The following is a 26,877-nucleotide window of genomic DNA, read 5'->3' as shown; positions in this document are numbered from 1 at the left end:
AAAAGCCCCAGATGGTGACTGTAGAGCGTGCCATTTCGAAATTGAGAGAAATCGTAGAATCCAAAGAAAGTGATGCCCACGATAAGCTACCCGAGCTCATTTCCGAGATGAAGGATGTACGCCCGTGCCATGAGTTGTCTGGCTATGTACCGCCTAGGACGCTCCTAGACAAGCCTACTAAGTAAATCCAAAAGCTCGGTAGGCTGGGGTGCGGTACGAACCCCAGCATTTCCCCCGAAACAAATTGCCCTGCTGGGGTTCGCAAGTTCACCCCAGCCTACCCTTCCTCGCGCTGAACAAACAGATAGTGACCAGCAAGCTACAGCAGCTTGCTCTCACGTAATTGAATCTGCCCCCGCACCATGGCGATGTGCGCCCGCAATTCGTACAGGTGCATAGCGAAGGCGTTGGGGAGTTTGAGCTGGTTGACCCGATCCTCGATGGCTTTGAGGTCGGCTAGGTGGCGGGAGGGAGCGTCCGGCTTGCTGTTGAGGCGAATCTGGGTCTCTAGATAGCGCAGTTCGCCGTAGAGCTTGTAAATCTTGGATTTCACCAGCCACACATAGATCGACGGCACGACTTTGCTCAGTGGGTAAATCACCGCCAGCAGAGGCAACAACAGGATCAACATCCGGTTGACGAACGTAGCCGCCCAGAATGGAAGGTACTTATCTAGGAACGGCAGGCCGGATTTGTAAAAATAGGCCGCCTGCTCACTGAGTGCAAAATCAGTGCCTTGGGCGGAGGGGAACTCGTGAGGAGCATTGAACAGCCCTCCCCCACCGTGGACCTGAGAAATAGTCTTGAGCACTAGATACACCAGCGCGGGATGAAACGAGTCACGCGCAACCAGCATCACGGTTGGGGCAAGCAGATTCACCTCGTTGTCTGGCAAGTTGGCAGCAAGACTCAGGCCACCGTCCGGCACTTTCAAGTGGTGCAAGAAGGAAAGCTGGCGGGTGTAGGCTTCAGCCTCGGTGAAGTCGAGCAGGCGCAGGTGCTTGTCCATTGCCAGACTTTGGATCAGTGGAGAGTGCGGCACGTCGAGGAAGAAGGCCGCATCCACTCGACCTTGTTGCAGCTCCTGTGCCGCTTCGTCATCACCCAGCACGAGCAAGGTGCTGTTCGTATCGTCCAGCCCGCTGGCAGCCATCACGGCATCGGCCACCACGCGCGCACCCGTACCGTAGGTACCGATGGCGATGCGCTTACCCTTCAACTCTGTGAGATGACGCACAGGCTTAGCGCAGCGGCAGAAAACCCAGGCTGGCTGGTAATACAAACTGCCCAGCGACACCAGTCCCACGGTCGGCTCGGACGAGGCCACACCACCTTGGATGAGCGCTAGATCCACGCCAGACTTCGGCTCGTGCAACAGTTTCAGACTTTCCGCCTCGCTTTGTGACTGGTGTATCTCCAACGTGACGCCTTCGCGCTTCAACAGCTCGGCATAGAGATAGGCGAAGGCCTGATAGTTGCCTTCCGATTGACTAACGGAGATGACTATTTTCTTGGGCGGAGCGGGATCGATGAATTTGTAGCCGACCACCAGCACCAATAGGGTCAGCAACAGCACCGGCGTGACAGCCTTGAGGAGCTCCAGTGACAGCCAACCATTATCGCTGGTGGATTCCTGCTCGGTCGGCTTGTCCATGTTCAGGCACTACTGTGATTTGCTGCAATAGCGGGTGGCATCGGCCACGCCAGCCTGCTGAAAACCAGCGGCGCGCAAGCGGCAAGAGTCGCAAACCCCACAGGCCCTGCCTTGTTCGTCCGCCTGATAACAGGAAACTGTCGTGCCGTAATCAACGCCCAAGGCGATGCCCTGCTGAATGATCTCGGCCTTGGAAAGCGCAATAAGCGGAGCATGAACGGTCAGCCGATGCCCCTCCACGGCGGCCTTGGTGGCTAGGTTGGCCATGTCCTCGAAGGCCTTGATGTACTCGGGACGGCAGTCCGGATAGCCGGAATAGTCCACTGCATTCACGCCTACGAATATATCCTGCGAGCCGAGCACCTCGGCCCAAGCCAGCGCCAGCGACAGCATGATGGTGTTGCGCGCAGGCACATAAGTCAGCGGAATACCCGCACTCGGATGCTCGGGCACGGCAATCGTGTCATCGGTCAATGCCGAACCGCCAAAACTGGTCAGATCAATGTGGATGATGCGATGCTCACTTGCCCCCAGTGTTTGCGCTACACGCTGTGCTGCTGCCAATTCAGCATGGTGACGCTGACCATAGTCCACACTGAGTGCATAACAACTAAAACCTTGAGCGCGCGCGATGGCGAGCACGGTTGCAGAATCCAGTCCACCAGAGAGGAGTACGAGTGCTTTTCTCATTTGCCTTGCTGATTGCCCCAAAGCAGCTTGTGCAGTTGTACTTGTAGACGTACCGGCAAGTGGTCGCGCAAGATCCAATCTGCCAGCACGGTCGGGTCAAGCTGGCCTTGAGCGGGTGAAAACAGCACCTCGCAGCGGGAAGCCAAGGCATGTTCGTCCAGCACTTGTTTTGCCCAAAGATAATCGATCTCGTCACACAACACGAATTTGATCTCATCTTGCGGATTCAAAGAGATCAGATTACCCCAGAGATTCTTATCCGACTCACCGGACGCCGGTGTCTTGATGTCCAAGACCTTGGCCACACGTGCATCAACGCCACTCACATCTAGCGCGCCGCTCGTTTCTAGCGAAACCTGGTAACCCGCATCGCATAAGGCTTGAAGCAGAGGCAGACAGTTCTTCTGTGCCAGCGGCTCGCCGCCCGTGACGGTGACATAGCGCGCTCCATGTTGCGCTACTTCAGCAAGGGTCTCGGTCAACAGCATGGATCGCCCACCAGTAAAAGCATAAGCGGTATCGCAATAAGTACAGCGCAAGGGACAGCCGGTAAGCCGCACGAATACGGTCGGCAAACCGACACGACTGGTTTCGCCTTGCAATGAATAGAAAATCTCGGTGATGCGCAGTGATGCGCGAGTATCAGGTTCGGACATTCGTCCTCTCCTTACTTGAGTGTGGCCAGACGTTCCTTGGCCTTGGCAGCGGCTTCGCTATCTGGATATTGGACAACAAGCTTCTTCAGCGTCTTCTTTACAAGCAGAGGTTGCTTCATTTCTTGCTGAGCTGTCGCAATGAGCAATAGCGCTTCAGGTGCCTTAGGTTGCTTTGGTGCAACGTCCAAGAAAGTCTGGAACGTCATCGCCGCACTCGGATAATCCTTGAGACTCATGAATGAATCTCCCATCAGGAAATATACATTGGGCAACTGCACGGAGTTGGGATATTTACGCTGGAACTCTTGGAACGCATTGATAGCAGCCTGATAGCTCTTGGCGCGATGTAAGCTGAATGCGGTCTCGAAGGCACGATTCTCTTGCAATGGGTCATCTGTTACACCAGTCGCAGAAGCCACTGGAGAAGAGGATTGCGCTGGATCAACTTCAAATCGTCTCAGACGGCTATCCAAGTCGATATAGAAATCTTTTTGCCGCTTCTCGGCATCTTGGAGATTGTGAACGAGTTCTTCGTTTTGACCTCGCATCTTCCTCAGTTCGATGTTGAGTGCCTCAATTTGGCCTTGTAGGTCGAGCAGCGACCTAGTCTGTTCTTTCTGCGCATCCTCTAGCTTCTGGACGCGTTCGTTCAGAGCCTGAACGCCTTTACGTGCCTCGTCATCGGAAAGAATACCGGCATTCGCCTGCAAGGCGAATGTGCAGCAACCCATCAGCAACAAGGCACGCAAATTCATAAGGCGTATTACTTTGCGTAATTCAGATCAGTACGGCGATTCTCTGCCCAGCCATCTTCATCATGGCTCGTATTACGTGGCTTTTCTTCACCGTAGCTTACCGATGTCAATTGCCCCTCCTTGGCACCACCCAGCAACAGCAGCTTCTTCACACCATCGGCACGACGCTGAGCCAGAGCCAAGTTGTATTCATTGCTACCACGCTCGTCGGCATTACCCTCAAGTCGCACAGTACGCGCCGGGTGCGAACCCAAGTACTTGGCATGGGCGGCAACCAAGGGCTTATCTGCGTCTTGAATCACATCCACGTCGAGTGCGTAATAAAGGCTGCGATAGGTCAAGCCTGTCTTAGGGTCATCCAAAGGATCGATTTCGGCTGTGCCCACTTTGACTGTAGTTGCATCTGCAACTGGCGCCTTCTCCACTGGAGCCACAGGCTTCGGCTGGCTGGCACATGCCGTCAATAAACTAAGCAACAATCCACTCAATGCAATCTTTTTCATCTTTACTTCCCCTCTAATTAGAGTTACTGGTTCAAAAACGGCCCCCACATGGGTTCACGAACATCACCCGTTTGTGCCGACATACGCTGTTTGACCTTCCCATCGCTGGAAACGGTGGACAATATACCACGACCTAGGGCATCTGATGCAAACAGCACGAGCTTGCCATTGGGAGCAAAGCTCGGACGCTTTTCCCAACCGCCATCCGTTAGCACCTGCATTTGCTTGGTCTCAAAGTCCTCGGTCGCGATATAGAAACGCCCACCATTTCGATAGGTGAATACGAATCCTTTGCCATCTGGGCTGTGACGCGGCGAGAACGACTGACCTCCCTCGAAAGTAAGTCGATGTGCAGCGCCCCCTTCAGCCGACATCCGATATATTTGAGCACTACCACCCCGATCCGAGGTGAACAGTAGATACTGCCCATCAGGAGAAAAGTTTGGTTCAGTATTGATCGCATCACCGTGAGTGAGTCGTCTGAGGCCACTACCATCCGGCTTGCACAGGTAGATTTGGGAGCTTCCATCACGAGTCAAAACAACGGCCAACTGCGTACCGTCAGGTGACCAAGCCGGTGCACTGTTACTTCCGGGGAAGTTCGCCACCACCATACGCTGCCCAGTCACCAAAGACTGTACGAACACCGATGCATGCCCCAACTCAAAACTGACGTAAGCCAGATGACTGCCATCTGGCGACCATGCTGGTGACATGATCGGCTCATCACTTTGCAGGATAACTTGCTCACCTAATCCATCACTATCCGACACGATCAACTTGAACTTGCCCTTATGCCTGTTCACATAGACGATACGAGTGCTGAACACACCGGGCACCCCTGTCAGTTTTTCGTAAATCATATCGGCGATGCGATGGGCGATGTTGCGCAGTTGCGCATCCTTGCCGGCCACCGCCTGCCCCACCAGCTCAACTTGCTTGACACTATCTAACAAGCGAAACTGGACTTCCAATCGATTGTTCGCTTGAGCAACCACATTACCGATCGTGATCGCCTCCACGCCACTCCATTCGGAATAATTCACCTCAGCTGGCTGATGCGGTGCTTTTCCGGCCGGATCAACGAGACGGAACAAGCCAGTGCGTGCCAAGTCAGCCGAAACCACACTGCTGATCGATACTGGCAACTTCTCCTCACCAGCGAATGGCACCACCACCACCGGAATCTGTCGTTCACCTGCCCCGATAATCTCGATGTTCAACGCCGCCTTTGCGGGCGCAACAACCATCAACAGGACAAATATCGTCAGCGTACGCATAATCATCTCTATCACTCCACGGGCTTAAAGCCCAAATGCAAATCACGGAACCGCTTGAACAAAGAAGCGTCAGGTGGCAACGGTAACGGTTGGGATTTAAGTATGGCGCGCTCCACAGCACTGTCATAAGCAACATTGCCACTGGACTTTGCCAACTTGGTGTTAAGAACGGAGCCCCCTGGCAGCAGGGTCACATCAAATTCGGCTTTGGCATTATCTGGCACATCAGGTGGCATCACGATATTGCGTTTTACTTTGGCGATGATTTTGGCCACAAACTCATCGACCACTCGACCATTTGCCGCCGCTTGTGCCGCCTCGGCTGCGGCTCGCTCTGCACGAACCCGCTCCATCTCAGCTTTGGCCGCCTGCTCTGCCCTCATCGTCTCGGTGACTTTTGGCGGCACGGGCTTAGCCACCTCGATTGGCTTTTTCACTTCAGTCACTTTTTCAAGCGGCTTTTTCTTATCTTTAAGTTCGATCTCGGCCTTGATCGGTTCGGGCTTGGCCGGAGCGACTTCCTTTACCACCGGCTTGGGTGGCTCAACAGGTTCAGGTTCACGAGGAGCTGGCTCAGCGACAGAAGCAGACGTCGCCGCAGGCAAAGCATCCCACATATCCACCGTCATCCCTTGCGGCTGTTCAGAGTGCCAGCCCACTCCAAAATACAGCAGGGCGAAGAACAGGGTGTGTACCAGCAATGCCAGCATCGCGGCTGGCATCCGATTGGGCTGGTGGTAAGTCAATTCCATGCTTACTTGCTCTGCGTCAGCAGTCCGACTTTTTTCACTTGCTGCCTTTGCAACACGTCCATCACCTTGATGACCTCTTCGTAACGCACATTCTTGTCAGCGGAGATCACCACCGGCTGCTCGGCGTTCGCCGCTTGCTTCTGCTTGATGGTAATAACCATCTCTTCGCTAGACACCTCATGCTCGGCATCTGCAGACGCATGGTCGCGCAAGGCTAAGGAGTTGTCTTTCTTGATGATGACCTCTAGCGGCGCAGTGGGCGGCGTGAGCGCCTTGCCGATGCTGGGCAGATCGACTTGCCCTGGATTCATCATCGGCGCGGTGACCATAAAGATGACCAGCAGCACCAGCATCACGTCGATATACGGCACGACGTTGATCTGACTCATCGGACGATGCGAGGAGCGACTTCTCATGGCTGTCCTTCCTAAACTTACGGCTGCCGCTGAAGCACGTTGGAGAACTCTTCCATGAAGCTCTCGAAGCGGGTAGAAAGACGGTCGATCTCATGCGCGTAACGGTTGTAAGCTACCACTGCAGGAATCGCCGCGAACAAGCCCATCGCAGTCGCGACCAAAGCTTCGGCGATGCCGGGCGCGACGTGTGCCAACGTTGCCTGACCGACATTCGCCAACCCACGGAAGGCGTTCATGATGCCCCACACCGTACCGAATAGACCGACATAAGGACTGACTGAGCCGACCGTTGCCAGAAAGGAAAGATGCGACTCCAGATGATCCATCTCGCGCTGATAAGTTGCTCGCATAGCCCGGCGCGTACCATCCATCACCGCGCTTACGTCCATACCCGACTTGCGTTTCAATTTCTTAAATTCCTCAAAGCCTGCAGCAAAGATGCGCTCCAGACTACCCGCATTCTCCCGTGAGGAAAGCGCATTACGGTACAGCACCTCTAGGTCATCATGCGACCAGAATGCTTGCTCGAAGATCACGCTCTGCTTGGTGGTCAAACGCACCGCGAACATCTTCTGGAAAATGTACCACCACGACAGCAGCGACACGAATAGCAGCAAACCCATCACCAGTTGCACCAGTACGCTGGCATTTCCAATCAAGGTAATAAACGATAGATCTTGAGTAACTTCCATGCTTTTTCCTTCAATCCTTCCATTGATTCCGCAACACATCCGGCACCGCCACGGGCCTGAATGCCGAAATATCCACGCACACCAGATGGATCTCAGCCGTTGTCAGCGTTTCGCTACCGCGCTTTACCGACTGGTGGATCGTCACCCGACTGCGTCCAATCTCCTTCAACTCAGCCGTCACCTGCAACAGATCATCCAACACCGCCGGCCTGAGAAAATCCAGTTTCATCGAGCACACCACGAAGGCCACGCCCAATTCCTTCATCATCGCGGCGTGATTATACCCATAGACATCGCGCAACCACTCAGTCCGTGCACGTTCCATGAAATTCGCGTAATTCGCGTGATAGACCACGCCGCCTGCATCCGTATCGTGGAAATAGACTCTAACAGGCAAAGAATACGGTTGTGTGTCAGTCACTCCACAATTCCTTATTGGCCGGATTACCCGGTTGCGGCAAGCCGAAATGCAGCCAAGCGTTGGCCGTCGCCATGCGTCCACGCGGCGTGCGTTGCAGGTAACCCTGTTGGATCAGGTACGGTTCCAGCACATCTTCGATGGTGTCACGCTCTTCGCCAATAGCAGCCGCGAGGTTATCCACGCCAACGGGCCCGCCAGCAAATTTCTCGATCACCGTGAGCAGCAACTTGCGGTCCATTAGATCCAGCCCCTGCGCATCCACATCCAACATGGTCAGCGCCGCATCAGCCACCTTGCGACTGGCATCACCGCCCGCGCGCACATCGGCGTAATCTCGCACGCGGCGTAGCAGACGATTGGCGATACGTGGCGTGCCGCGCGAACGGCGCGCCACTTCCAAAGCACCGTCGTCGGACAGATTCATCTCCAGCAGCCCAGACGAGCGCATCACGATGCGCTGCAACTCTTGCGGCGTGTAGAACTCCAGCCGCCCGATGATGCCGAAACGGTCGCGCAAGGGATTGGTCAACATCCCAGCGCGGGTGGTCGCGCCGACCAGTGTAAACGGCGGCAGATCGAGCTTCACCGAGCGCGCCCCCGGCCCCTCTCCGATCATGATGTCGATCTGATAGTCCTCCAGCGCGGGATACAGAATTTCCTCCACCACCGGCGACAGACGATGAATTTCGTCGATGAACAACACATCGTTCGGCTCCAGATTGGTCAGCAGCGCTGCTAGATCCCCTGCCCTCTCCAGCACCGGCCCCGAGGTCTGGCGCAGATTCACCCCCATCTCACGCGCAATTATGTGTGCCAAGGTCGTCTTGCCCAGCCCCGGCGGACCGAACAACAACACGTGATCCAGCGGTTCCTGCCGCATCTTCGCCGCCTCGATGAATAGCGATAGCTGCCCACGAACCTTCTCCTGCCCGACGTATTCGTCGAGTTGCTTAGGACGTAGCGCGCGCTCCAGCGCCTCTTCCCTGACCGAAACAGGCACAGGCGAGATCAGGCGGGAGCCAGAAGTAAGATCGTCGGTGTGAATCATGCTTTGGATAGTAATTTAAGCGCTTGCCGAATGCCATCTGAAACGCTGACTTCGGCAGGCAATTGCTGCGCCGCCCACCCAGCCTCTTTCTCATTGTAGCCAAGCGCTTGCAGCGCATTGGTGATGTCGCTACTGATGGCAGAACTACTGCTACCCGCTTTGCCTGTGGCTGTCGGCGCAGTGGCGAATTTGCCTTGCAGTTCGAGAATCAAGCGCTCAGCGGTTTTCTTGCCGACGCCGGGTATCTTGGTCAGTCGCCCAGTCTCCTTGCGGGAAACAGCATCCGCCAGATCAACTAGACTCAAGCCAGAAAGAACCGACAACGCTAACTTGGGGCCGACACCGCTGATTTTGAGCAACTGGCGGAAGGCTACGCGCTCGTCGTCTGTGCCAAAACCGTACAGCAGATGCGCGTCCTCGCGCACGATGAACTGAGTCAGCAACACCACCCGCTCGCCCAGCGCGGGCAGGTTGTAAAAGGTGCTCATTGGCACTTCGACTTCATAGCCTACGCCCTGCACGTCGAGCAGGATTTGTGGGGGATTTTTTTCCAGCACATTGCCGGTGAGACGACCGATCACGATTTTCCTTTATGCGATAAATAGCGCCACCGACACCAGCGCTCCATGCGCCAGCATCGCACCGATAGTGGCCTGGATGGCGGTGGCAAGCTGCTGTGGCTGAGCTGCGTGTTGCAACAATTGGCGCGCTGCATTGAAACTTAGCGGCGCAGACAGCATGCCCAATAGCGCCAGCGGCGGCAAGGCGTGCATGATAACTGCCCCAGCCAGCCAAAAGTAAGCAGATGCGGCGATCAACACATAACCCCAACGAGCCTGCGTCACGGGCAGTCGGGCCACCCAGTGCAATTTACCTGCGGAAATATCGGCTGTGCGGTCTGGGAACTGGTTGATGTAAAGCAGGTTCGCCGTGAGCAGGCCGTAGCTGACCACCGCAATCACCGGAAACAGGGCAAACTCGCCGCGCTGCACAAAGTCCGCACCGATTGGGATCAGACTGAAACCAACGGCGATACACAGTTCGCCTAGGCCTCGGCTATTCAGACTCAGTGGCGGCGCAGAGTACGCCCAGCCAACAAGCAGACCGAGCAGGCCTATGTAGAGCAACTGCGGTGCACTTTGCGCCATCAGCCAGAGCCCTGCCAGCGCCACCGCCGCCAGAAGAGAAAACCCGAAGTTGCGCGTCTGTGCCCGCGTCAGCACACCGTTCTGGATGAAGCGGCTGCCGCCGGTGAACGGGAAGATGCGCTCGGTGTTAGCTGCATCAGTACCATTCAGCGCATCGTAATAGTCGTTAAGCACGTTTGCTCCGGCATGCGCCAACACCGCAAACAGCAAGGTCACCGTAGCCAGCGTTGCATCCAAGACGATGCCGGAATGGCGCGCGGTCGCCAGCCCCAGTATGGCGGCAGTCAAACTAGCCGTAAGGAATGCAGGTCGCGTTGCTGCAAAATAGCGTACGAAGGGATTGGCAAACGCAGCGAGAGTGGGCTCTAGAGGTGGCATCGTGCTACTCCTTCGTTATGTGCAGATTCAAATCAATCTCCCGCCTTTGACTCGAAAGCCCTTGGTAGCCAGCCCCCCCAGCCCCATGCCACCATGGGCATGGCAGATGGCGCAAGCCAATGCATCGGCCGCATCAGGGCTAGGCGTTCCAGAGAGATTCAAGAGTCGTTTCACCATTTCCTGAACCTGCTCCTTGGCGGCATGGCCATTTCCCACCACCGATTGCTTCACCTGTAGAGCGGTATATTCCGCCACCGGCAAATGGGCTGACACCGCCGCACAGATCGCCGCACCGCGCGCCTGCCCCAACAGTAAAGTGGATTGCGGATTGACGTTGACGAATACTTTTTCCACCGCGACCTGCTGTGGCTGATGCAAGGCGATGACCTCGCCCAACGATAACAGGATGACCTTCAGCCGCTCTGGCAACTCACCATCGGGCGTCTTGATGCAGCCACTGGCAACGTAGCTAAGTTGCTGACCTTGTTTGTCCAAGACACCGAACCCCGTGATGCGCAGACCGGGGTCGATGCCGAGGATGCGAGTTATCACCGCTTACTCTTCGATCACAGCGGTGGTATAGACTTCCTGCACGTCGCCCACGTCTTCTAGCGCGTCCAACAGTTTCTGCATACGCACGGCATCGTCGCCGGTAAACGTAACTTCCGTTTCGGCCTTCATGGTCACTTCGCCCATCTCGGGCTTGAAGCCGGAGGCTTCCAGACGCTGCTTTACGGTCACGAAATCATGTGGGGCCGTGATGACTTCGATGCTGCCGTCGTCGTTGTTCACGATGTCTTCCGCACCAGCATCCAGCGCCACTTCCATCAGCGCATCCTCGTCCGTGCCGGGCGCGAACACCATATAGCCGCAATGCTTGAACAGGAAGGAAACGGAACCGTCAGTGCCGAGGTTGCCGCCGTATTTTGTGAAGGCATGGCGCACATCGGCCACGGTGCGCGTCTTGTTGTCGGTCATGCAATCGACCATCACCGCTGCGCCGTTGATTCCGTAACCTTCGTAGCGCAGCTCCATGTAGTCCACACCTTCAAGTTCGCCCGCTCCACGCTTGATCGCACGCTCGACGTTATCCTTGGGCATGTTGTTGTCGTAGGCCTTTTCCATCGCCAGACGCAGACGCGGATTGGTGTCGGGGTCGCTGCCGCCTAACTTGGCCGCCACAGTGATTTCCTTGATGAGTCGGGTGAAGATTTGCCCGCGCTTGGCATCCTGACGCCCCTTGCGATGCTGGATGTTAGCCCATTTGCTGTGTCCTGCCATGATGCTCTCCGTTCAATAATTGCGCGCAATGGTATCATTTTCGGCATTCCAACCCAAACGCCCTGCTGCCATGACCGAACCGCTGCTGATCGCCAAGAATTCCGACCACGAACTCGTGCTGTTACCGCAGATGGCCAACCGCCATGGACTCATCACCGGCGCGACTGGCACGGGCAAGACCGTCACCCTGCAATCGCTGGCGGAATCGTTTTCCCGCATCGGTGTGCCAGTGTTCCTATCCGACATCAAGGGCGACCTCTCCGGCTTGGCTAAGGTGGGCGGCGGCAATGCCAAGGTCGAGGCGCGCGTCGAACAACTTCAGCTTGAGGACTACACGAACCGCGCCTACCCAGTGACATTCTGGGACGTCTCCGGTGAGCAAGGCCACCCAGTGCGCGCCACCATCTCGGACATGGGCCCGTTGTTGCTGGGACGCATGTTGAATCTGAACGAAGTACAGCAAGGCGTGCTCACAATGGCATTCAAGATTGCCGACGACAATGGCATGATGCTGCTTGACTTCAAAGACTTGCGCGCGATGATTCAGTATGTGGGCGAGAATGCAAAATCGTTCACCAGCGAATACGGCAACATCTCTACCGCCAGCGTCGGCGCCATCCAGCGCGGCTTGTTGGAACTGGAGCATCAGGGCGCAGAAGCCTTCTTCGGCGAGCCAATGCTGAACATCGATGACTTGATGCAGACCGACCGTCAAGGCTTCGGCATGATCAACATCCTCGCTGCCGACAAGCTGATGAACTCGCCCAAAGTCTATTCCACCCTGCTGCTCTGGCTGCTGTCCGAGCTGTACGAAAACCTGCCGGAAGCGGGCGATCTGGAAAAACCACGTCTAGTGTTCTTCTTCGACGAGGCGCATCTGTTGTTCAACGACGCACCTGCCATCCTGCTGGACAAGGTCGAGCAAGTGGTACGCCTGATCCGCTCCAAGGGCGTAGGCGTGTATTTCGTCACTCAGAATCCAGCCGACGTGCCAGACAAGGTGCTATCGCAGCTCGGCAACCGCGTACAGCACGCCCTTCGCGCCTTCTCGGTGCGCGATCAGAAAGCCGTGCGCGCCGCCGCCGAGACCATGCGCGACAACCCCGAACTGGACGAACAAGCCGCCATCACCGAACTCGGCGTGGGCGAAGCGCTGGTGTCGCTGCTGGACGAAAAAGGCCGCCCCACCGTGGTCGAACGGGCTTTCATCGTCCCGCCGCAAGCCCAGATCGGCCCACTCACCGCCGCCGAGCGCCAGAAAGTCATCCAATCCTCACTGCTCGCTGGGCATTACGAAGCCGCCATCGACCGCGAATCTGCCTACGAACTCATCAAAGGCCGCGCGGCCCAAGCCGATCAGGCTGCCCCTGCCCAACAAGAAAGTGGTCTCGGCGGTATGCTGGGTGGCATCTTTGGCAACGATTCCAGCACTCCTCGCCGCTCTGGTCGTCAACCGCAAAGTGTGGGCGAAGCCATCTTGAAAAGTGCAGCTAGGACGATAGGCTCAGAAGTCGGGAGGCAGTTGATACGCGGGGTGCTAGGATCGCTTTTGGGCGGACGCAGGTAAACTGCTAAAGTATTGTTCTTCGCTGACGAAATAACTGATGTCGTTTCTTTCTAATCTGCAATCTTTCCTGCCTGCAACCATAAAGGAAACATGAAACTCAGGCCTCTTGCCATTGCTCTGCTTACACTCATTTGCAGTGGAAAAGCCTATGCAACTGAAGCGCCAAACGAGCTGGATTACTATCAGGAACTACCGGTCGTTCTAAGTGCATCTCGCCTGACTCAGCCTTTGTCTGAAGCCCCGAATGCGATGACGGTCATTGATCGGAAAATGATCGATGCATCTGGCTTTCGCTCCATTCCGGATCTATTCAAGCTGGTTCCTGGTATGTACGTCAGCTACTACAAGGGCAATCACGCTTTTGTCGGCTATCACGGATCACCCGATCAGTACGCACGCTCCATGCAAGTGTTGATCGATGGCAGAAGCGTCTATATGCCACCGTTAAGTATGGTGGATTGGTCCACCTTGCCAATCACTATGGATGACATTGAGCGGATCGAAGTGATACGCGGCCCGGCGGCAGCTTCACATGGTGCCAATTCGACGCAAGGTGTGATTAACATCATCACTCAGGGTGCAGGAGATGTGAATGGCGCGACCGTTTCGGTCAGGCGTGGCGACAAAGGTGTAAACGATGTGATCGCGCGGTTCGGAAAACGCGGTGAAATGCTCGACTACCGCGTGAGTCTCGCCAGCATTTCCGATCATGGGTTCGATAACCTTAATTCTCAGCCGGGCAATCAGACTAATCCAGCTTTCATCGGAATCGGTACGCTCAATAATAGCTTCGATGACAATCGGTCACGCATGTTGAACTATCGTGCGGACTACCATCCGAATGCTGTCGATAATTTCGATCTTCAGCTCGGCTACAACCACAACGTAAAAAATGTGGGCTGGACAGACAGCCTATCGAATCCGATACATGACTTGTATGCGAACTCAGGTTTTCTGCAACTGGGATGGACTAGATTGCTGGCGGACAACTCGGAGCTGAGTCTGCGTTACAACCACATCCGTTATGATCAGCATGAAGACTTCCTGACCGCGTTGATACCCCAATCGATACGTCAGTCTGTGAACAGCGCACGGGATGAGATCGAGGTGCAGCATACGGTGGCACTTACGCCAGCCAATCGGCTGGTCTATGGTGCAGGTTATCGTTATGACCAAGTAGCGAGTCAACTCAGCAGCCTAGCTCCTATCGCCCCTGCGGCGTCCTCATCGATCAATTCCGCTGAATGGCGAGTATTCGCCCATGATGAATGGCGAATCACGCCTAGTTTGCTGATCAACACCGGTGGAATGTATGAGCGTGATCGCTTAGCTAACGAATGAAAGGGACTTCCCCGTCCCGAAGGAGCGGTGAAGTTACCGCGAACGGCATCAAAAGTGCCAAGATGGAAATGGACGTTTTCATCTAAACCGAACAGGAGGGGAAAGTCATGAGCATTATCACGATTGGGATCGATCTTGCCAAGAATGTTTTTGCAGTTCATGGCGTTAATGAGGCTGGACGAGCCGAGTTGGTCAAGCCGAAGGTGTCGCGAGATCAGTTGTTGCCACTGATTGCCCAGTTGCCGCCATGCGTGATCGGCATGGAAGCCTGCACGGGCGCGCATCACTGGGCGCGGCAGTTCCGGCAGTTTGGTCACACCGTGCGGCTGATTGCGCCGAAGTTCGTCACGCCGTACCGGATGAGCGGGAAGCGCGGCAAGAATGATGCGGCGGATGCTGCCGCCATCTGCGAAGCCGTCACCCGCCCACAGATGCGATTTGTGCCGATCAAGGACGAACACCAGCAAGCCACCCTTACCCTGCACCGCACCCGGCAGGGGTTCGTCGAAGAACGGACCGCGTTGTACAACCGGATACGCGGATTGATTGCCGAGTTCGGCATCATCCTGCCGCAAAAGGTCGAACGCCTGCGGCGAGAGATCGGTGCACATCTGGAAGACCTACCAAGCTGGGCCAACCGCTGTGTGGGCGACATGCTTGAGCACGCCGACCGGCTGGACGAACGCATCCACGAATACGACCGCGCCATGGCCGAATCGGCACGCGCAGACGACCGCTGCCGCCGCCTGATGCAACTGCCGGGCATCGGCCCGACCAGCGCCACTGCACTTGTCGCCAGCATCGGTCACGGCCACGACTTCAAGCATGGCCGCCAGTTGGCGGCTTGGCTCGGTCTGGTTCCCGGCCAATACAGCAGCGGCGGCAAAGCTAGGCTCGGACGCATCACCAAAGCCGGCGACGGCTACCTGCGAAGTTTACTGGTGCTGGGTGCGCGCGCCGTGCTCAACAGCCTCGGAGACAAACAAGATCGCCACAGTCGCTGGGCCAGAGCCCTCGTCGAGCGACGTGGCTACTGGCGCGCCACCATTGCCATCGCCGCCAAGAATGCCCGACTGTGCTGGGCGGTGCTGACCTACGGCGAAGCGTTCCGGCTCACCGCCGATGCAGCCTGAACGGCCAGCAAAAACCGACTATAGCAAAGGGAGGAAACGAATCACGGCAGGACGAACGTCGATGATGTGAGCGGGTTGGACCCGCGCGGGGTGAACCTGATCAATTTACAGGGGAGATACACAAACCCGGCTAACGAATGAGGCCCCCGCGCGCGTCTTTCATCAGGGTCCGAGCAATAGGCTCAACATGACCGGTTGTAGTTTGGCAGTCCTTCACCACCTCGCATCGGCAACGAAAGTCAGCAAACGTGATCAAGAGAACAGTAGAGACAAAAACCTAAAGACCAACCGGTCAGTTGCAATGACGGGGAAGCCCTTGTAGAAAAATTGTCTCCTCGCATCGCGTTCAATTACCATTTCACGCCGCACCATACATTCCGCGTGGGCACATCGGTCGCCTATCGCACCCCAGCGCTGATGGAGACCAACCTACCTGCCGTGCAACCCGGCGAACTCTTCGTCATGAATGCCACAGCAACCTCTCAAGGCATTAGGCCAGAAAGACTGATCTCCAGAGAGATCGGCTATATCGGCGAATTTGTTGAGTCCAAGACCCGATTGGATATGCGCATCTTCAGTGATTTAGTCACCAATGGAATCTTCTGGAGTGGTGCCACCTCGACCTTTGTGAACCTTATGTCTGCCGAGTATCAAGGATTCGAAGCGACGATCAAGCAAAGCTTCAATGAGAACAGTGAGTTGACCATCAACTTCGCCCACGAGCTGGCAAGCAGCAATGGGCCTGCGCTTGCGGCAGCTGGATATGGTACGTTCCGTTCTGCCGCGCCTTGGACGAATGATGCCCTATCAGCGAGTATTCCCAAAAACAGCGGTAGTTTGCTTTATTCCCATCGTCTGAATGATGCCCTGATCTTCAGCGCGTCCTATTACCAACAAGGAATGATGCAACCTTTTGATCGTGGCGCTACCGATGTTCAAATGATGCAAAAGCGCACCGACATGCGTCTCGCCCACCCCTTCCGAATCAGAGGGGAAAGTAAGGGAGAGTTAGCCCTAGTCATCCAGAATCTATTCAATCGGGGTTATACCGAATACGTCGCCAACAATCTCTTCAATCGTCGTGGCTACGTTACGTTGACGCTGAAGTGGTGATAGGCAAAATGTCCGAACTCGTCGCTCACATGAGACTCGGAATGCGGTTGATCTTTCTGTTGCTCTCACTGGTAGCCTTTCCTGCCTTGGCAGCGGAAGAGATGCGTGTATTGCTGGTCTTGGGTGGGAACAATGCACCTTACTTAGCCTTTGCAGATACCTTCCTCCAAAATTTGCCGAGTGGAATCCGCACCGAAGTCATCGATAAGATCGAGAACTACTCAGATAAAACGTCCACTGCTGATTTGGTCATCGCTGTGGGCTCGCCAGCCGCCAAACGTGTCAGCCTTTCGGCAACCACGACACCTGTGCTACTCGCCATGGTGCCTCGGAATGCGTATGAGGACGAAGTAAAGTCAAGGCGCGCGCAAAACAAAACCTTCTCGGCCCTCTACATCGATCAACCTTGGAGCCGTCAGGTCGAGCTGCTGCGTATCGCCGTGCCGGAGCGAAGACGAGTAGGCGTGCTTTACTCCGAATCATCCCGCCTTGACTTGCGCACATTGCAGGGATTGCTAAACACTCAAGGCTACTCGCTCTTTGCCAAAGTCTTGCGCTCGCCCGACACGCTGTTTACGGATATGGAAGAGGTTCTCGATCACTGCGATATCTTGCTGGCGACCCCCGACAATCTCATCTACGGTCCCAATACGATACGAAACATCCTGCTGAGTAGTTATCGACATGGCATTCCACTGGTCGGCTTCTCGCAGCCCTATGTCAAGGCGGGTGCTCTATACTCCTTGTTCGCTACGCCGGAGCAACTAGCCAGTCAAGCCGCTGCCATCACGTCGGGCTTTGCTAAATCGCGGACTTTGCCCGATCCCCAGTATTCTCGGCAATACTCCATCGACATCAATCAAGATGTTGCGCGAGCCATGAACATTCGGATAAGGGCCGCCGAATCGTTGAAAATGCTGCTCGAAGAAATGCAGGTGAAGCCATGATGTTCGGTGCGAAGCACAGTATAGGCCGGCATGTAGCTTGGCTATCGTTGTTTCCGCTACTCATCATGGCGATCGGTATGGAAACCTTTTACCTGAATGATCGGTTCAAAGATTTAGATAGCGATCTTATTCAACGAGGTAAGTTGATTGCTCGACAAATCGCTGCAGGTAGCGAATATGGCGTTTTTTCCCGTAATAAAGAAGCGCTACGTGAACTAGCCGAAAAAACGCTACTGGAACCAGATGTCGTCAGCATCATGATCTTGGATGACAATTTCACTGTGTTAACAGACCTCAGGCGCGCCTTGGCGAATCCTGCTGGGAACGCAGTTGTCATTCCGGCTGACACAAGCAAGCCACCGGCACAGGAGTTACTTCAACATGTCGATTACTATGATCCCGTTCACGACAATGGAAAGATTATTCTGATTTACCAGCCGATTCTAGGCTCTCAGATCATGCTCGATAGTCTTGAGTCCAAGAACAGTTATCGTCAGGTGGGAACCGTTTTGGTACAGCTAAGTAAGTACAGTACCGAGCGTCTTAAGTCGAAATTACTTTGGATCTCGATATCTGCCAGCCTGATATTCATCATCTTTACCTATTTCCTGACCTTGCTGGCCAATCGACGCATCACCACTCCCGTAGAGCAGTTAAGCCATGCGATCAAAGCCATAGGTAGTGGCAATCTGGATAGCCGAGTCAACTTATCCAGTTGTATCACTGAACTGTGTACTCTGACGGATGGAATCAACCAAATGACCTCGGAGCTTCGCACCGAGCGAGACCTGATGCAAAGTCGGATCGATGATGCCACTCAGCAGCTACGAGAGCTTGCCTTCTACGATACGCTGACCCACTTACCCAACCGTCGCCTGCTTGAGGATCGTCTAGCTCAAAGCATGGCAGCCAGCAAGCGGTCAGGGATCTATGGAGCCTTGATGTTCCTCGATCTGGATAACTTCAAGCCGATCAATGATCTATACGGCCATGCGGCGGGCGATCTGCTATTGATTGAAGCGGCCCAGCGCATCAGCAACTGCCTGCGAGAAATGGACACCGTGGCGCGCTTCGGAGGTGACGAGTTCGTCGTTTTATTGAATGAGTTGAGCGCAGAGTATGGCGCATCGACCGAGCAAGCACACTTCGTTGCAGAAAAGATCCGTGCCGCGTTAGAGCAGAACTATTTCCTCACGCAGATCAAAGAGGACGGTACCCGAGTTCACATCGAACACCATTGCTCATCCAGCATCGGCATTACCTTATTCATGGATCATGATGTACTCGCCGAGGAAATCATGATCTCGGCTGACACGGCAATGTATCAAGCCAAACAGAATGGCCGGAATCAGATTCGTTTAAATGAAAATAACAATGCCTAACTCTCTCAGTGCGCTTCTACGCTCGCTCGCCTCACCTGAGGTCGCCACTATTCAGCAACGCTTTTTCAAGACTGGCCCCGGAGAATACGGCGCCGGAGATCAGTTCCTAGGCATCAAGGTACCGGTGTTGCGGGTGCTGGCGAAGCAGCATCGAGATACCAATCTGGAAGTGATTAAAGCGCTGCTAGTTTCGGAGTTTCACGAAGAGCGGTTGTTTGCGCTGCTGTTGCTGATGCAGTGCTATCTTCGCGGATCAGAAGCTTATAGATCAGAAGCTTACGATACCTACCTAAACCATACTCATCACATCAACAACTGGGATTTAGTAGATGTTTCGGCACCACACATCGTCGGCCATTACTTGGCGGACAAGCCGCGCAGTCGCTTGTATGAGCTAGCGGCTTCTGACTCGTTGTGGGAGCGGCGCATCGCCATCATCGCCACCTTTCACTTCATCCGCCTGAACCAGTTCGACGACACCTTACGCCTCGCCGCCCTGCTCTGCGGCGATACTCACGATCTGATGCACAAGGCGGTGGGCTGGATGTTGCGCGAGGTGGGCAAACGTGATCAGGCAGTCGAGGAAGCATTCCTGCTCCCGCGTCAGCACACCCTGCCGCGCACGCTGCTGCGCTACGCCATCGAACGCTTCCCCGAAGCACGCCGCCAACAATATCTGCGGGGTGACGCTACCTGAGGACGGCGCATTCGCGTAGCATCCCGCCCTATGAACAACGAACACAACAGTCACTCGCTCGACCCCGAAGACTGGGATACTTTCCGCGCCCAGTCGCACCAAATGCTAGACGATATGCTGGACTATCAGGCGCATCTACGCGAGCGGTCAGTGTGGCAACCCATCCCCGCGGAGCTGAGAGCAGGCTTCCGTGAGCCTCTACCGCAACAACCTGCCGAACTTTCCGAGGTCCATCAGCGCTTCATGCAGGAAGTCCTGCCCTATGCCGTCGGCAATGCACATCCAGGTTTTATGGGCTGGGTGCATGGCGGAGGTACACCGGTGGGCATGGTCGCCGAGATGCTGGCGGCAGGACTAAATGCCAATCTAGGCGGACGTGACCAAATGCCCATCGAGGTAGAAAAACAGATCCTGCATTGGGTACGCGAACTTTTCGGATTTCCTAAAACGGCCAGCGGCTTGTTTGTCACCGGCGCTTCATTGGCAAATTTTATCGCCTTGCTGGTGGCACGAACCTCCGCGCTGGGCGAGGCTGTGCGTATAGATGGCTTAAAGAATCATCAACTTGTCGCCTACACCTCGGCGGGGGCACACGGCTGCATCACTCAGGCCATGGAGTTGGCTGGCATCGGCAGTGCCGCCCTGCGGCTGATCCCGCTGAACGCTCAGTTCCAAATGAACACCGCCGCACTGGAGCAAGCCATCGCCGCCGACCGCGCGGCTGGGCTGACGCCGTTCTTCATCGCCGCAACTTCGGGCACGGTGGATGTCGGCGCGATCGACGATCTGGACACGATCGCCGACATCGCCCAACGTGAAAAACTGTGGCTGCACATCGACGGAGCATTAGGAGCGCTCGGCATGTTGTCACCCGACATCGCGCCACGTCTAGCCGGCATAAACCGAGCCGACTCCATCGCCTTCGATTTCCACAAATGGGGACAAGCCCCCTACGATGCGGGTTTCATTCTGGTGCGCGACGCTGAGCTGCATCGCCACACCTTTGCCTCGCCTGCCGCCTATTTGCGCCGAGAGACGCGTGGAATCGCCGCCAATTCACCTTGGCCCTGCGATTTCGGCCCGGATCTGTCGCGAGGGTTTCGCGCACTCAAGGTCTGGTTCACACTGAAAACTTACGGCGCAGCCCAACTGGGAGAGATGATCTCCGGTACCTGCATGCTGGCAAATCACTTAGCAGAACGGATCGCGGCCACGCCGCAACTGGAGCTGTTAGCGCCCGTTGCGCTCAATGTTGTGTGCTTCCGCTATCGTTTCCCGAATTCCGATACGGCCAGCTTGAATCGGCTCAATGCTGAGCTTGCCATTCGGCTACAGGAATCAGGGCGCGTCGCTCCCTCGACCACGACACTAAATGGAGCGTTAGCGATACGCGCCGCCATCGTCAACCATCGTACGAATAGCACCGATATTGACAGCCTGATCGAAACGACCCTACTCTGCGCCCTCGCTATGATGCGAACGTGAATCACGCTGGGTAACCTCATGAACGCAAGGCACTTAACGCACCCCGCTCCACTCATCGGCCAAGCCGCTTTCACGCGCATGGTCATGGCTGGCATCGACCTCGCGCCGATCGGGCAGCAACTGCTCAAACGAGCAGAGGAACATCCTAGTGATGCCAACACGATGATGGACTTGTCCTCAGTGATGTTACTGATGGGAAAACGAACACTTTCTTTGCAGATACAGCGCCTAGCTATTGAAATACAACAACTCTATACCCTATCTACACACGAAAAGCCCACACTACGTCTATTGGCGTTGATGTCACCTGGCGACATGATGGCGAATACTCCGCTGGAATTCTTACTGGAGCGCTCAGATATTCAACTGGATCTGCTGTTCCTCAAAGAGGGCCTACCGGCTTCCGAGCAGGTGCCAGATCACGATGTGTTATTCGTAGGTATCGGTGAGTCGGATGCCAATCTGCCCCTGCTACATCAATTAGAGGAGCAACTGCGCGATTGGCCGCGCCCTGTGCTGAATCTGCCTCGCTCCATCTCGCACCTGTCGCGTGACGGTGTGTACGCCCTACTTCACGATGCTCCCGGCGTGGTGATCCCGCAAACCCTCCGCGTTGAACGCGCCACACTAGAAGCACTCAACATCCAGAGACAATCACCTGAAGCTTGGTTAGACGGCGGTTATCCGCTGATCGTGCGCCCAGTGGATTCGCATGCAGGCCAAGGATTGGACAAGCTTGATGGGCCTGCCGATGTGGGTGTCTATCTGACGAACGCCACTCAGCACGAATTCTTCATCTCGCGTTTTGTGGACTACCGCAATGCCGACGGCCAGTTCCGCAAATACCGCATCGCGTTGATCGCCGGCAAACCTTATCTTGCACATTTGGCGATCTCTAGCCATTGGATGATTCATTATCTCAACGCAGGTATGTCTGAAAGTGCCGAAAAGCGCGCCGAAGAGGAATTCGCCATGGTTCATTTCGACCGCGAATTTGCCTGCCGTCATCAAACAGCGCTCACCGCGATCCACGAGCGCATGGGCTTGGACTATCTGGGTATCGACTGCGCTGAAACCGATGACGGCAAGCTGCTGATCTTTGAGGTGGACACGTCGATGGTCGTGCATTCGATGGATCCTGTGGACATCTTCCCCTACAAACAGCCGCAGATGCATAAAGTGTTCGCGGCCTTCCGCAGCTTGTTGCTGGATGCGGCAAAACGTCCAGTTTAAATCGCCCATGGAAGTCGTCCTTAGTCGCCCGCTCCGCACCGGCAACCAGAGTCTGCTGCCTTTGCATGAAATGCTGGTGGCGGGAGGCGACGAGCGACTACGACGAGATCCAAACACCGAACTGAATCGCTACGGATGCCCTGTATTGCCGGACTCGGGGCTGATCGCCCTCGGCTCATCCACCGCCTCGCCTATCTCGGAGCCGGCCTACCTTGCAAGCAAGCTGCTACACCTACGCTTCCAAGCTGGCTTGCGCAAAGAGTCAGCTGAGCTTGTCTATGCGCGTGAAAGTACACTTATCCGCCGTGAGTTGCTGAGTCTGTGCAGACTTGGCGATTTATCTGGACTGGAGTTACAGCTTGCCGCGTCGGGTACCGACGCGCACCAAGCTGCCGCCCGCCGAGTGGCGAACTCCGTGGGTAAGCCGATGCACACCCTTACCGTGGAAGAGGCGGAAACCGGTAGCTATGTCGTAGCGGCCATGTCGTCGCCTGCCAATCAGGTAAGCACTATCGCATTGCGCTTGGCCGATGGCACGCCGCGCAGTACGAGCGAGATCGACGCGGATTTCGCTCGGCACGCTGAACAGGTCATTGCCGCCGGGCGGCACCTGTTGCTAGTGTTGGTCGATGTCTCCAAGACCGGCCTTATCGCCCCGAGCCCAACGCTTGCTGCCGAACTGCACCAGCGCTGGCCGCAACAGTGTGATGTCCTCGTCGATGCCTGCCAGTTCCGTTTCACCCCCGCCACATTACGCTGCTATCTGGAGTTGGATTTTATGGTCGCAATCACGGGTTCCAAGTTCATTGGTGGCCCTAGCTTTTCCGGTGCCCTGCTGATTCCAGAAACTAGTGCTGCTCGTTTGAAGGCTACGACCGCCGAGCCCGAGTCCCCAAATTTTGGCTTGCTGCTACGCTGGCAAGCAGCTTTAGAAGAATTTCGCGCCTTCAGTCAACTTCCCAGATCATCTATCAGCCAAGCGCTAAGTACGTTTGCAACGGCGATGGAATCTCGACTGAAGAGCAGTCCGCTATGTATCGCCCTCCCTGTGCCGCAATTAGAGCGCCCGTTTCAGGTCGAGTCTGATGATTGGGGGCATATCCAGAGTATCTTTCCCTTCTCACTAAGGCACCCCAAGTCAGGGGCCGCGTTTACGCTGGATGAAACTCGGCTCATGTACCAGTTATTACAACGAGATGCGGGTGATCAATCACCCCATGCCAGAAGGCGCTTTCTCGTGGGACAACCCGTAACCTGTGGCAGCCGTGATGACACGTCGTTCGGAGCGCTGCGTATCTGCGCCAGCACACGCATGATCGTCGATGCCGCCGCCGACACTAATCACGCAGGTCGAATCATCAACACCTCCCTAGCTGCCTTCGATAAAGTCGAATATCTCGCAGGATCTACTCGCTTCGACCGAAACTAAATCTAACAAACTCCTCGTTGGCCGGAGCGCACTCGTACCCACGAAGAAAAGCGGCTCTATCTTACGATAGAGCCGCTCATCACTACTGCTTGCCAGAGTTACTTGGCGGGGTAATCTACCCGTTCGCGCAACTCTTTGCCCGCCTTGAAGTGCGGGACATACTTGGCCGGTACTTGCACCTTGTCGCCCGACTTGGGATTGCGCCCTTGGCGGGGTGGACGATAGTTCAGCGCAAAGCTGCCAAAGCCGCGAATTTCGATGCGACCACCGCTAGCCAAAGTTTCGCCCAGCGTGTCAAGGATGACCTTGACCGCCAGTTCCGCATCCTTGGCCAACAGTTGCGGATGACGCTCTGCTAGGTTGGCAATCAGTTCTGAACGAGTCATGTCACACCTCGATTATGCGTCAGCCTTGCTGGTGTCCAGCTTGGCCTTGAGCAATGCGCCCAGGTTGGTCGTGCCAGCACTCGCTTGGTTCTCGGAAGAGAACTTCTGCATAGCAGCTGCTTCTTCAGCACGATCCAGCGCCTTGATGGACAGATTAATGCCACGACCCTTGCGATCCACGTTGATGATGACGGCCTTGATGGTGTCGCCTTCCTTCAGGTGGTTGCGGATGTCTTCAACACGGTCAGCCGACACTTCAGAAGCCTTCAGGTAAGCTTCAACGTCGCCGTCCAAACCGATCACTGCGCCCTTAGCATCCATCGACTTGACGATACCGTTAACGATCGCGCCCTTGTCATGGCCAGCCACGAAGCCGCTGAACGGATCACCGTCGATCTGCTTGATGCCGAGGGAGATGCGCTCACGCTCAACGTCAATGGCCAGAACCACAGCTTCCAGTTCGTCGCCCTTCTTGTAGCCACGCACGGCTTCTTCACCAGGCTGCGACCAAGATAGGTCGGACAAGTGAACCAAACCGTCGATGCCGCCTTCCAGACCGATGAACACGCCGAAGTCAGTGATGGACTTGACTTGACCGCGTACTTTGTCGCCCTTCTTGTGGTTGATCGCGAAATCGTCCCAAGGATTAGACTGGCACTGCTTCATGCCCAGAGAGATACGACGACGTTGTTCGTCGATTTCCAGAATCATCACTTCTACTTCGTCGCCCAGAGCAACGACCTTGGAAGGATGTACGTTCTTGTTGGTCCAGTCCATTTCGGAAACGTGAACCAGACCTTCGATGCCTTGTTCGATTTCAACGAATGCACCGTAGTCGGTCAGATTGGTCACCTTACCGAACAGGCGGGTGCTAGCCGGATAGCGGCGAGCCAGACCATTCCAAGGATCGTCTCCCATTTGCTTGATGCCCAGAGAAACACGGTTCTTCTCTTGGTCGAACTTCAGGATCTTGGCTTCGACTTCGTCGCCAACAGTCAACACTTCGGATGGGTGCTTCACGCGACGCCATGCCAAGTCAGTGATGTGCAACAGACCGTCGATACCGCCCAAGTCAACAAACGCACCGTAGTCGGTGATGTTCTTAACCACGCCCTTGACGATTGCGCCTTCCTTCAGGTTTTCCATCAGGGCTTCGCGATCAGCACCTTGGGTCGCTTCCAGCACAGCGCGGCGGGACACCACTACGTTGTTGCGCTTGCGATCCAGCTTGATGACCTTGAATTCCATGGTCTTGTTTTCGTAAGGAGTCGTATCCTTAACTGGACGGATGTCCACCAGCGAACCAGGCAGGAAAGCACGGATACCGTTGACCAGAGCGGTGAGACCACCCTTGACCTTGCCACTGACGTAGCCGGAAACGATCTGACCTTCTTCCATAGCGACTTCGAGTTCGTGCCATGCAGCCAGACGCTTAGCTTTTTCACGGGACAAACGAGTTTCGCCGAAACCGTTTTCCAGCGATTCGATGGCAACGGTGACGAAATCACCAGCCTTGACTTCCATTGCACCCTGGTCGTCCAAAAATTCTTCGACGGGGATCAGGCTCTCAGACTTAAGACCCGCATTCACCACGACGACGTTATGATCGACACGCACCACTTGGGCGGTAATCAGTTCGCCAGCACGCATTTCCTTGCGCGTCAGGCTTTCTTCAAACAGGGAGGCAAAACTTTCCATTTCGGATACGGCAGTAGTCATTTACAGATTTCCAAGCAAAACCCGGTGTGAGCGGGGGTTAGTTACACATCCCATGACGAAGGGCTCGCCACAGGTCCTAAACACTGATTCAAGAATCAGCTATTCCTTACACGCCGCACGGTACCGTACCAGCACTTCCTCCACAGCCTGTTCGATGCTCAGCGGTGTCGAATCCAGCAGGGCCGCGCCAGGCGCTATTTGAAGAGGTGCCACGCTACGCTGGCTATCGCGCTCATCGCGCAGACGTATCTCTTGCAAAAGGAGCGCGATATTAGCACTCATCCCTTTGCCTATCAACTGCTTATAGCGTCTTTCCGCACGTGCTTCGGCGCTAGCCGTCAAAAATACTTTACAAACCGCATCGGTGAACACCACCGAGGCCATATCGCGCCCATCGGCAACCAAGCCCGGCGCTTGGCGAAATGCCCTTTGCTTGTCTAACAGCGCAGCGCGCACCGCAGGTAGTGCTGCCACTTGGGATGCGGCAGCGGCAGCATGTTCAGAGCGCAATTCATCGCCTACCGGAGCGCCGAACAGCCAAATTGCTTCACCCTCAAAACGAATATCCATCGCCAAAGCTAGTTGCGCCAATCCGGACTCATCAGTCAACGCTACACCGCGCTGATTCGCAGCCAAGCCAAGCAAACGATACAAGGCACCGCTATCAAGAAAATGAAAACCCAAAATCGCTGCAACGCGCTGAGCGACCGTGCCTTTACCTGAGGCAGACGGGCCGTCGATAGCAATGACGGGAATAACAGAATTCGCCAT

Annotated in this window: 28 protein-coding genes; 10 read left to right on the top strand and 18 right to left on the bottom strand. The window is 55.5% G+C overall.

Annotation, left to right across the window (positions count from 1 at the left end; translation table 11 throughout):
• Nucleotides 1–319: 319 nt before the first annotated feature.
• Genes OYT1_RS05270 through OYT1_RS05200 form a run of 15 tightly spaced genes read right to left on the bottom strand, consistent with a single transcriptional unit; the run spans nucleotide 320 to nucleotide 11,674 of the window.
• The gene (locus OYT1_RS05270) at nucleotides 320–1,654 is read right to left on the bottom strand and encodes a TAXI family TRAP transporter solute-binding subunit (RefSeq protein ID WP_062627635.1); all 1,335 of its coding nucleotides are present in this window, start codon (nucleotides 1,652–1,654) and stop codon (nucleotides 320–322) included.
• Nucleotides 1,655–1,663: 9 nt separating this feature from the next.
• Nucleotides 1,664–2,344: a 7-cyano-7-deazaguanine synthase QueC gene (gene queC / locus OYT1_RS05265; RefSeq protein ID WP_062627636.1), complete on the bottom strand. Its 681-nt coding sequence runs from the start codon at nucleotides 2,342–2,344 to the stop codon at nucleotides 1,664–1,666.
• On the bottom strand, nucleotides 2,341–3,000 hold the full coding sequence (gene queE / locus OYT1_RS05260) for a 7-carboxy-7-deazaguanine synthase QueE (protein WP_062627637.1): 660 nt from the start codon (nucleotides 2,998–3,000) through the stop codon (nucleotides 2,341–2,343). The genes queC and queE overlap by 4 nt, the downstream gene beginning before the upstream one ends.
• A gap of 11 nt (nucleotides 3,001–3,011) precedes the next feature.
• A complete protein-coding gene (ybgF, locus tag OYT1_RS05255; RefSeq protein ID WP_062627638.1) occupies nucleotides 3,012–3,755 on the bottom strand; it encodes a tol-pal system protein YbgF in 744 nt (247 codons plus the stop codon).
• An 8-nt stretch (nucleotides 3,756–3,763) separates the two neighbouring features.
• Nucleotides 3,764–4,258, bottom strand: a complete 495-nt coding sequence (locus OYT1_RS05250) for an OmpA family protein (RefSeq protein ID WP_062627639.1) — start codon at nucleotides 4,256–4,258, stop codon at nucleotides 3,764–3,766.
• 23 nt (nucleotides 4,259–4,281) lie between these two features.
• Nucleotides 4,282–5,544, bottom strand: coding sequence for a Tol-Pal system beta propeller repeat protein TolB (gene tolB / locus OYT1_RS05245; protein ID WP_062627640.1), 1,263 nt, complete (start codon nucleotides 5,542–5,544; stop codon nucleotides 4,282–4,284).
• A 5-nt stretch (nucleotides 5,545–5,549) separates the two neighbouring features.
• A complete protein-coding gene (locus tag OYT1_RS05240; protein ID WP_062627641.1) occupies nucleotides 5,550–6,290 on the bottom strand; it encodes a cell envelope integrity protein TolA in 741 nt (246 codons plus the stop codon).
• 2 nt (nucleotides 6,291–6,292) lie between these two features.
• Entirely contained in the window at nucleotides 6,293–6,706 is a 414-nt protein-coding gene (gene tolR, locus OYT1_RS05235) for a protein TolR (RefSeq protein ID WP_062627642.1), read from the bottom strand.
• Nucleotides 6,707–6,723: 17 nt separating this feature from the next.
• A complete protein-coding gene (gene tolQ, locus OYT1_RS05230) occupies nucleotides 6,724–7,398 on the bottom strand; it encodes a protein TolQ (protein ID WP_062627643.1) in 675 nt (224 codons plus the stop codon).
• A 10-nt stretch (nucleotides 7,399–7,408) separates the two neighbouring features.
• A complete protein-coding gene (gene ybgC / locus OYT1_RS05225; RefSeq protein WP_062627644.1) occupies nucleotides 7,409–7,819 on the bottom strand; it encodes a tol-pal system-associated acyl-CoA thioesterase in 411 nt (136 codons plus the stop codon).
• On the bottom strand, nucleotides 7,812–8,867 hold the full coding sequence (gene ruvB, locus OYT1_RS05220; protein WP_062627645.1) for a Holliday junction branch migration DNA helicase RuvB: 1,056 nt from the start codon (nucleotides 8,865–8,867) through the stop codon (nucleotides 7,812–7,814). Before ruvB ends, ybgC begins: the two co-directional genes overlap by 8 nt.
• On the bottom strand, nucleotides 8,864–9,448 hold the full coding sequence (ruvA, locus tag OYT1_RS05215) for a Holliday junction branch migration protein RuvA (protein ID WP_062627646.1): 585 nt from the start codon (nucleotides 9,446–9,448) through the stop codon (nucleotides 8,864–8,866). Before ruvA ends, ruvB begins: the two co-directional genes overlap by 4 nt.
• 9 nt (nucleotides 9,449–9,457) lie before the next feature.
• On the bottom strand, nucleotides 9,458–10,393 hold the full coding sequence (locus OYT1_RS05210; RefSeq protein WP_062627647.1) for a prenyltransferase: 936 nt from the start codon (nucleotides 10,391–10,393) through the stop codon (nucleotides 9,458–9,460).
• 27 nt (nucleotides 10,394–10,420) lie between these two features.
• Nucleotides 10,421–10,945 (bottom strand): crossover junction endodeoxyribonuclease RuvC, encoded by a 525-nt coding sequence (gene ruvC / locus OYT1_RS05205; RefSeq protein ID WP_062627648.1) that lies wholly within the window; start codon nucleotides 10,943–10,945, stop codon nucleotides 10,421–10,423.
• A 3-nt stretch (nucleotides 10,946–10,948) separates the two neighbouring features.
• A complete protein-coding gene (locus OYT1_RS05200; RefSeq protein WP_062627649.1) occupies nucleotides 10,949–11,674 on the bottom strand; it encodes a YebC/PmpR family DNA-binding transcriptional regulator in 726 nt (241 codons plus the stop codon).
• A 70-nt stretch (nucleotides 11,675–11,744) separates the two neighbouring features.
• Here OYT1_RS05200 and OYT1_RS05195 point away from each other — a divergent pair, with 70 nt between their 5' ends.
• The 10 genes from OYT1_RS05195 to OYT1_RS05150 all read left to right on the top strand — a co-directional run bounded on the left by OYT1_RS05195 (nucleotide 11,745) and on the right by OYT1_RS05150 (nucleotide 24,001).
• Nucleotides 11,745–13,241 carry a helicase HerA-like domain-containing protein gene (locus OYT1_RS05195; protein WP_062627652.1) on the top strand — a complete coding sequence of 499 codons (1,497 nt, stop codon included), beginning with the start codon at nucleotides 11,745–11,747 and terminating at the stop codon, nucleotides 13,239–13,241.
• A gap of 90 nt (nucleotides 13,242–13,331) precedes the next feature.
• Entirely contained in the window at nucleotides 13,332–14,582 is a 1,251-nt protein-coding gene (locus OYT1_RS05190) for a TonB-dependent receptor plug domain-containing protein (protein WP_119283480.1), read from the top strand.
• Between the two features lie 107 nt (nucleotides 14,583–14,689).
• Nucleotides 14,690–15,715: an IS110 family RNA-guided transposase gene (locus OYT1_RS05185; RefSeq protein ID WP_062627780.1), complete on the top strand. Its 1,026-nt coding sequence runs from the start codon at nucleotides 14,690–14,692 to the stop codon at nucleotides 15,713–15,715.
• Between the two features lie 327 nt (nucleotides 15,716–16,042).
• Nucleotides 16,043–16,828: a TonB-dependent receptor domain-containing protein gene (locus OYT1_RS05180; RefSeq protein WP_119283478.1), complete on the top strand. Its 786-nt coding sequence runs from the start codon at nucleotides 16,043–16,045 to the stop codon at nucleotides 16,826–16,828.
• Nucleotides 16,829–16,869: 41 nt separating this feature from the next.
• Nucleotides 16,870–17,775, top strand: coding sequence for an ABC transporter substrate-binding protein (locus tag OYT1_RS05175; RefSeq protein WP_062627374.1), 906 nt, complete (start codon nucleotides 16,870–16,872; stop codon nucleotides 17,773–17,775).
• Nucleotides 17,772–19,157, top strand: coding sequence for a diguanylate cyclase domain-containing protein (locus OYT1_RS05170; protein ID WP_062627375.1), 1,386 nt, complete (start codon nucleotides 17,772–17,774; stop codon nucleotides 19,155–19,157). Before OYT1_RS05175 ends, OYT1_RS05170 begins: the two co-directional genes overlap by 4 nt.
• A complete protein-coding gene (locus OYT1_RS05165) occupies nucleotides 19,150–19,854 on the top strand; it encodes a DNA alkylation repair protein (protein WP_062627376.1) in 705 nt (234 codons plus the stop codon). The genes OYT1_RS05170 and OYT1_RS05165 overlap by 8 nt, the downstream gene beginning before the upstream one ends.
• A gap of 30 nt (nucleotides 19,855–19,884) precedes the next feature.
• Nucleotides 19,885–21,339, top strand: coding sequence for a pyridoxal phosphate-dependent decarboxylase family protein (locus OYT1_RS05160; protein WP_062627377.1), 1,455 nt, complete (start codon nucleotides 19,885–19,887; stop codon nucleotides 21,337–21,339).
• A gap of 18 nt (nucleotides 21,340–21,357) precedes the next feature.
• The gene (locus tag OYT1_RS05155; RefSeq protein ID WP_062627378.1) at nucleotides 21,358–22,572 is read left to right on the top strand and encodes an ATP-grasp domain-containing protein; all 1,215 of its coding nucleotides are present in this window, start codon (nucleotides 21,358–21,360) and stop codon (nucleotides 22,570–22,572) included.
• Nucleotides 22,573–22,579: 7 nt separating this feature from the next.
• Nucleotides 22,580–24,001, top strand: a complete 1,422-nt coding sequence (locus OYT1_RS05150; protein WP_062627379.1) for a hypothetical protein — start codon at nucleotides 22,580–22,582, stop codon at nucleotides 23,999–24,001.
• Between the two features lie 98 nt (nucleotides 24,002–24,099).
• Here OYT1_RS05150 and OYT1_RS05145 read toward each other — a convergent pair whose 3' ends face one another.
• The 3 genes from OYT1_RS05145 to cmk form a co-directional block, all read right to left on the bottom strand.
• Complete coding sequence (locus tag OYT1_RS05145; protein WP_062627380.1) at nucleotides 24,100–24,387, bottom strand: integration host factor subunit beta; 288 nt, start codon at nucleotides 24,385–24,387, stop codon at nucleotides 24,100–24,102.
• A 12-nt stretch (nucleotides 24,388–24,399) separates the two neighbouring features.
• Nucleotides 24,400–26,106: a 30S ribosomal protein S1 gene (gene rpsA / locus OYT1_RS05140; RefSeq protein WP_062627381.1), complete on the bottom strand. Its 1,707-nt coding sequence runs from the start codon at nucleotides 26,104–26,106 to the stop codon at nucleotides 24,400–24,402.
• A 99-nt stretch (nucleotides 26,107–26,205) separates the two neighbouring features.
• A complete protein-coding gene (gene cmk / locus OYT1_RS05135; RefSeq protein ID WP_062627382.1) occupies nucleotides 26,206–26,877 on the bottom strand; it encodes a (d)CMP kinase in 672 nt (223 codons plus the stop codon).

The sequence above is a fragment of the Ferriphaselus amnicola genome (assembly GCF_000974685.2).
In the GTDB taxonomy this organism is placed as follows: domain Bacteria; phylum Pseudomonadota; class Gammaproteobacteria; order Burkholderiales; family Gallionellaceae; genus Ferriphaselus; species Ferriphaselus amnicola.
This window is presented reverse-complemented; position numbering and strand designations above follow the sequence as displayed.

Bases quoted from the DNA above. Each gene is read 5' to 3' on its own strand.
- OYT1_RS05250 (WP_062627639.1), bottom strand. From the start codon at position 4,258: ATGAAAAAGATTGCATTGAGTGGATTGTTGCTTAGTTTATTGACGGCA.
- OYT1_RS05210 (WP_062627647.1), bottom strand. From the start codon at position 10,393: ATGCCACCTCTAGAGCCCACTCTCGCTGCGTTTGCCAATCCCTTCGTA.
- OYT1_RS05165 (WP_062627376.1), top strand. From the start codon at position 19,150: ATGCCTAACTCTCTCAGTGCGCTTCTACGCTCGCTCGCCTCACCTGAG.
- cmk (WP_062627382.1), bottom strand. From the start codon at position 26,877: ATGGCGAATTCTGTTATTCCCGTCATTGCTATCGACGGCCCGTCTGCC.
- ruvB (WP_062627645.1), bottom strand. From the start codon at position 8,867: ATGATTCACACCGACGATCTTACTTCTGGCTCCCGCCTGATCTCGCCT.
- OYT1_RS05150 (WP_062627379.1), top strand. From the start codon at position 22,580: ATGGAAGTCGTCCTTAGTCGCCCGCTCCGCACCGGCAACCAGAGTCTG.
- OYT1_RS05195 (WP_062627652.1), top strand. From the start codon at position 11,745: ATGACCGAACCGCTGCTGATCGCCAAGAATTCCGACCACGAACTCGTG.
- OYT1_RS05175 (WP_062627374.1), top strand. From the start codon at position 16,870: ATGCGGTTGATCTTTCTGTTGCTCTCACTGGTAGCCTTTCCTGCCTTG.
- OYT1_RS05160 (WP_062627377.1), top strand. From the start codon at position 19,885: ATGAACAACGAACACAACAGTCACTCGCTCGACCCCGAAGACTGGGAT.
- OYT1_RS05170 (WP_062627375.1), top strand. From the start codon at position 17,772: ATGATGTTCGGTGCGAAGCACAGTATAGGCCGGCATGTAGCTTGGCTA.
- OYT1_RS05155 (WP_062627378.1), top strand. From the start codon at position 21,358: ATGAACGCAAGGCACTTAACGCACCCCGCTCCACTCATCGGCCAAGCC.
- tolR (WP_062627642.1), bottom strand. From the start codon at position 6,706: ATGAGAAGTCGCTCCTCGCATCGTCCGATGAGTCAGATCAACGTCGTG.
- OYT1_RS05200 (WP_062627649.1), bottom strand. From the start codon at position 11,674: ATGGCAGGACACAGCAAATGGGCTAACATCCAGCATCGCAAGGGGCGT.
- OYT1_RS05185 (WP_062627780.1), top strand. From the start codon at position 14,690: ATGAGCATTATCACGATTGGGATCGATCTTGCCAAGAATGTTTTTGCA.
- OYT1_RS05240 (WP_062627641.1), bottom strand. From the start codon at position 6,290: ATGGAATTGACTTACCACCAGCCCAATCGGATGCCAGCCGCGATGCTG.
- rpsA (WP_062627381.1), bottom strand. From the start codon at position 26,106: ATGACTACTGCCGTATCCGAAATGGAAAGTTTTGCCTCCCTGTTTGAA.
- ybgF (WP_062627638.1), bottom strand. From the start codon at position 3,755: ATGAATTTGCGTGCCTTGTTGCTGATGGGTTGCTGCACATTCGCCTTG.
- OYT1_RS05145 (WP_062627380.1), bottom strand. From the start codon at position 24,387: ATGACTCGTTCAGAACTGATTGCCAACCTAGCAGAGCGTCATCCGCAA.
- OYT1_RS05190 (WP_119283480.1), top strand. From the start codon at position 13,332: ATGAAACTCAGGCCTCTTGCCATTGCTCTGCTTACACTCATTTGCAGT.
- tolQ (WP_062627643.1), bottom strand. From the start codon at position 7,398: ATGGAAGTTACTCAAGATCTATCGTTTATTACCTTGATTGGAAATGCC.
- queC (WP_062627636.1), bottom strand. From the start codon at position 2,344: ATGAGAAAAGCACTCGTACTCCTCTCTGGTGGACTGGATTCTGCAACC.
- OYT1_RS05270 (WP_062627635.1), bottom strand. From the start codon at position 1,654: ATGGACAAGCCGACCGAGCAGGAATCCACCAGCGATAATGGTTGGCTG.
- tolB (WP_062627640.1), bottom strand. From the start codon at position 5,544: ATGATTATGCGTACGCTGACGATATTTGTCCTGTTGATGGTTGTTGCG.
- queE (WP_062627637.1), bottom strand. From the start codon at position 3,000: ATGTCCGAACCTGATACTCGCGCATCACTGCGCATCACCGAGATTTTC.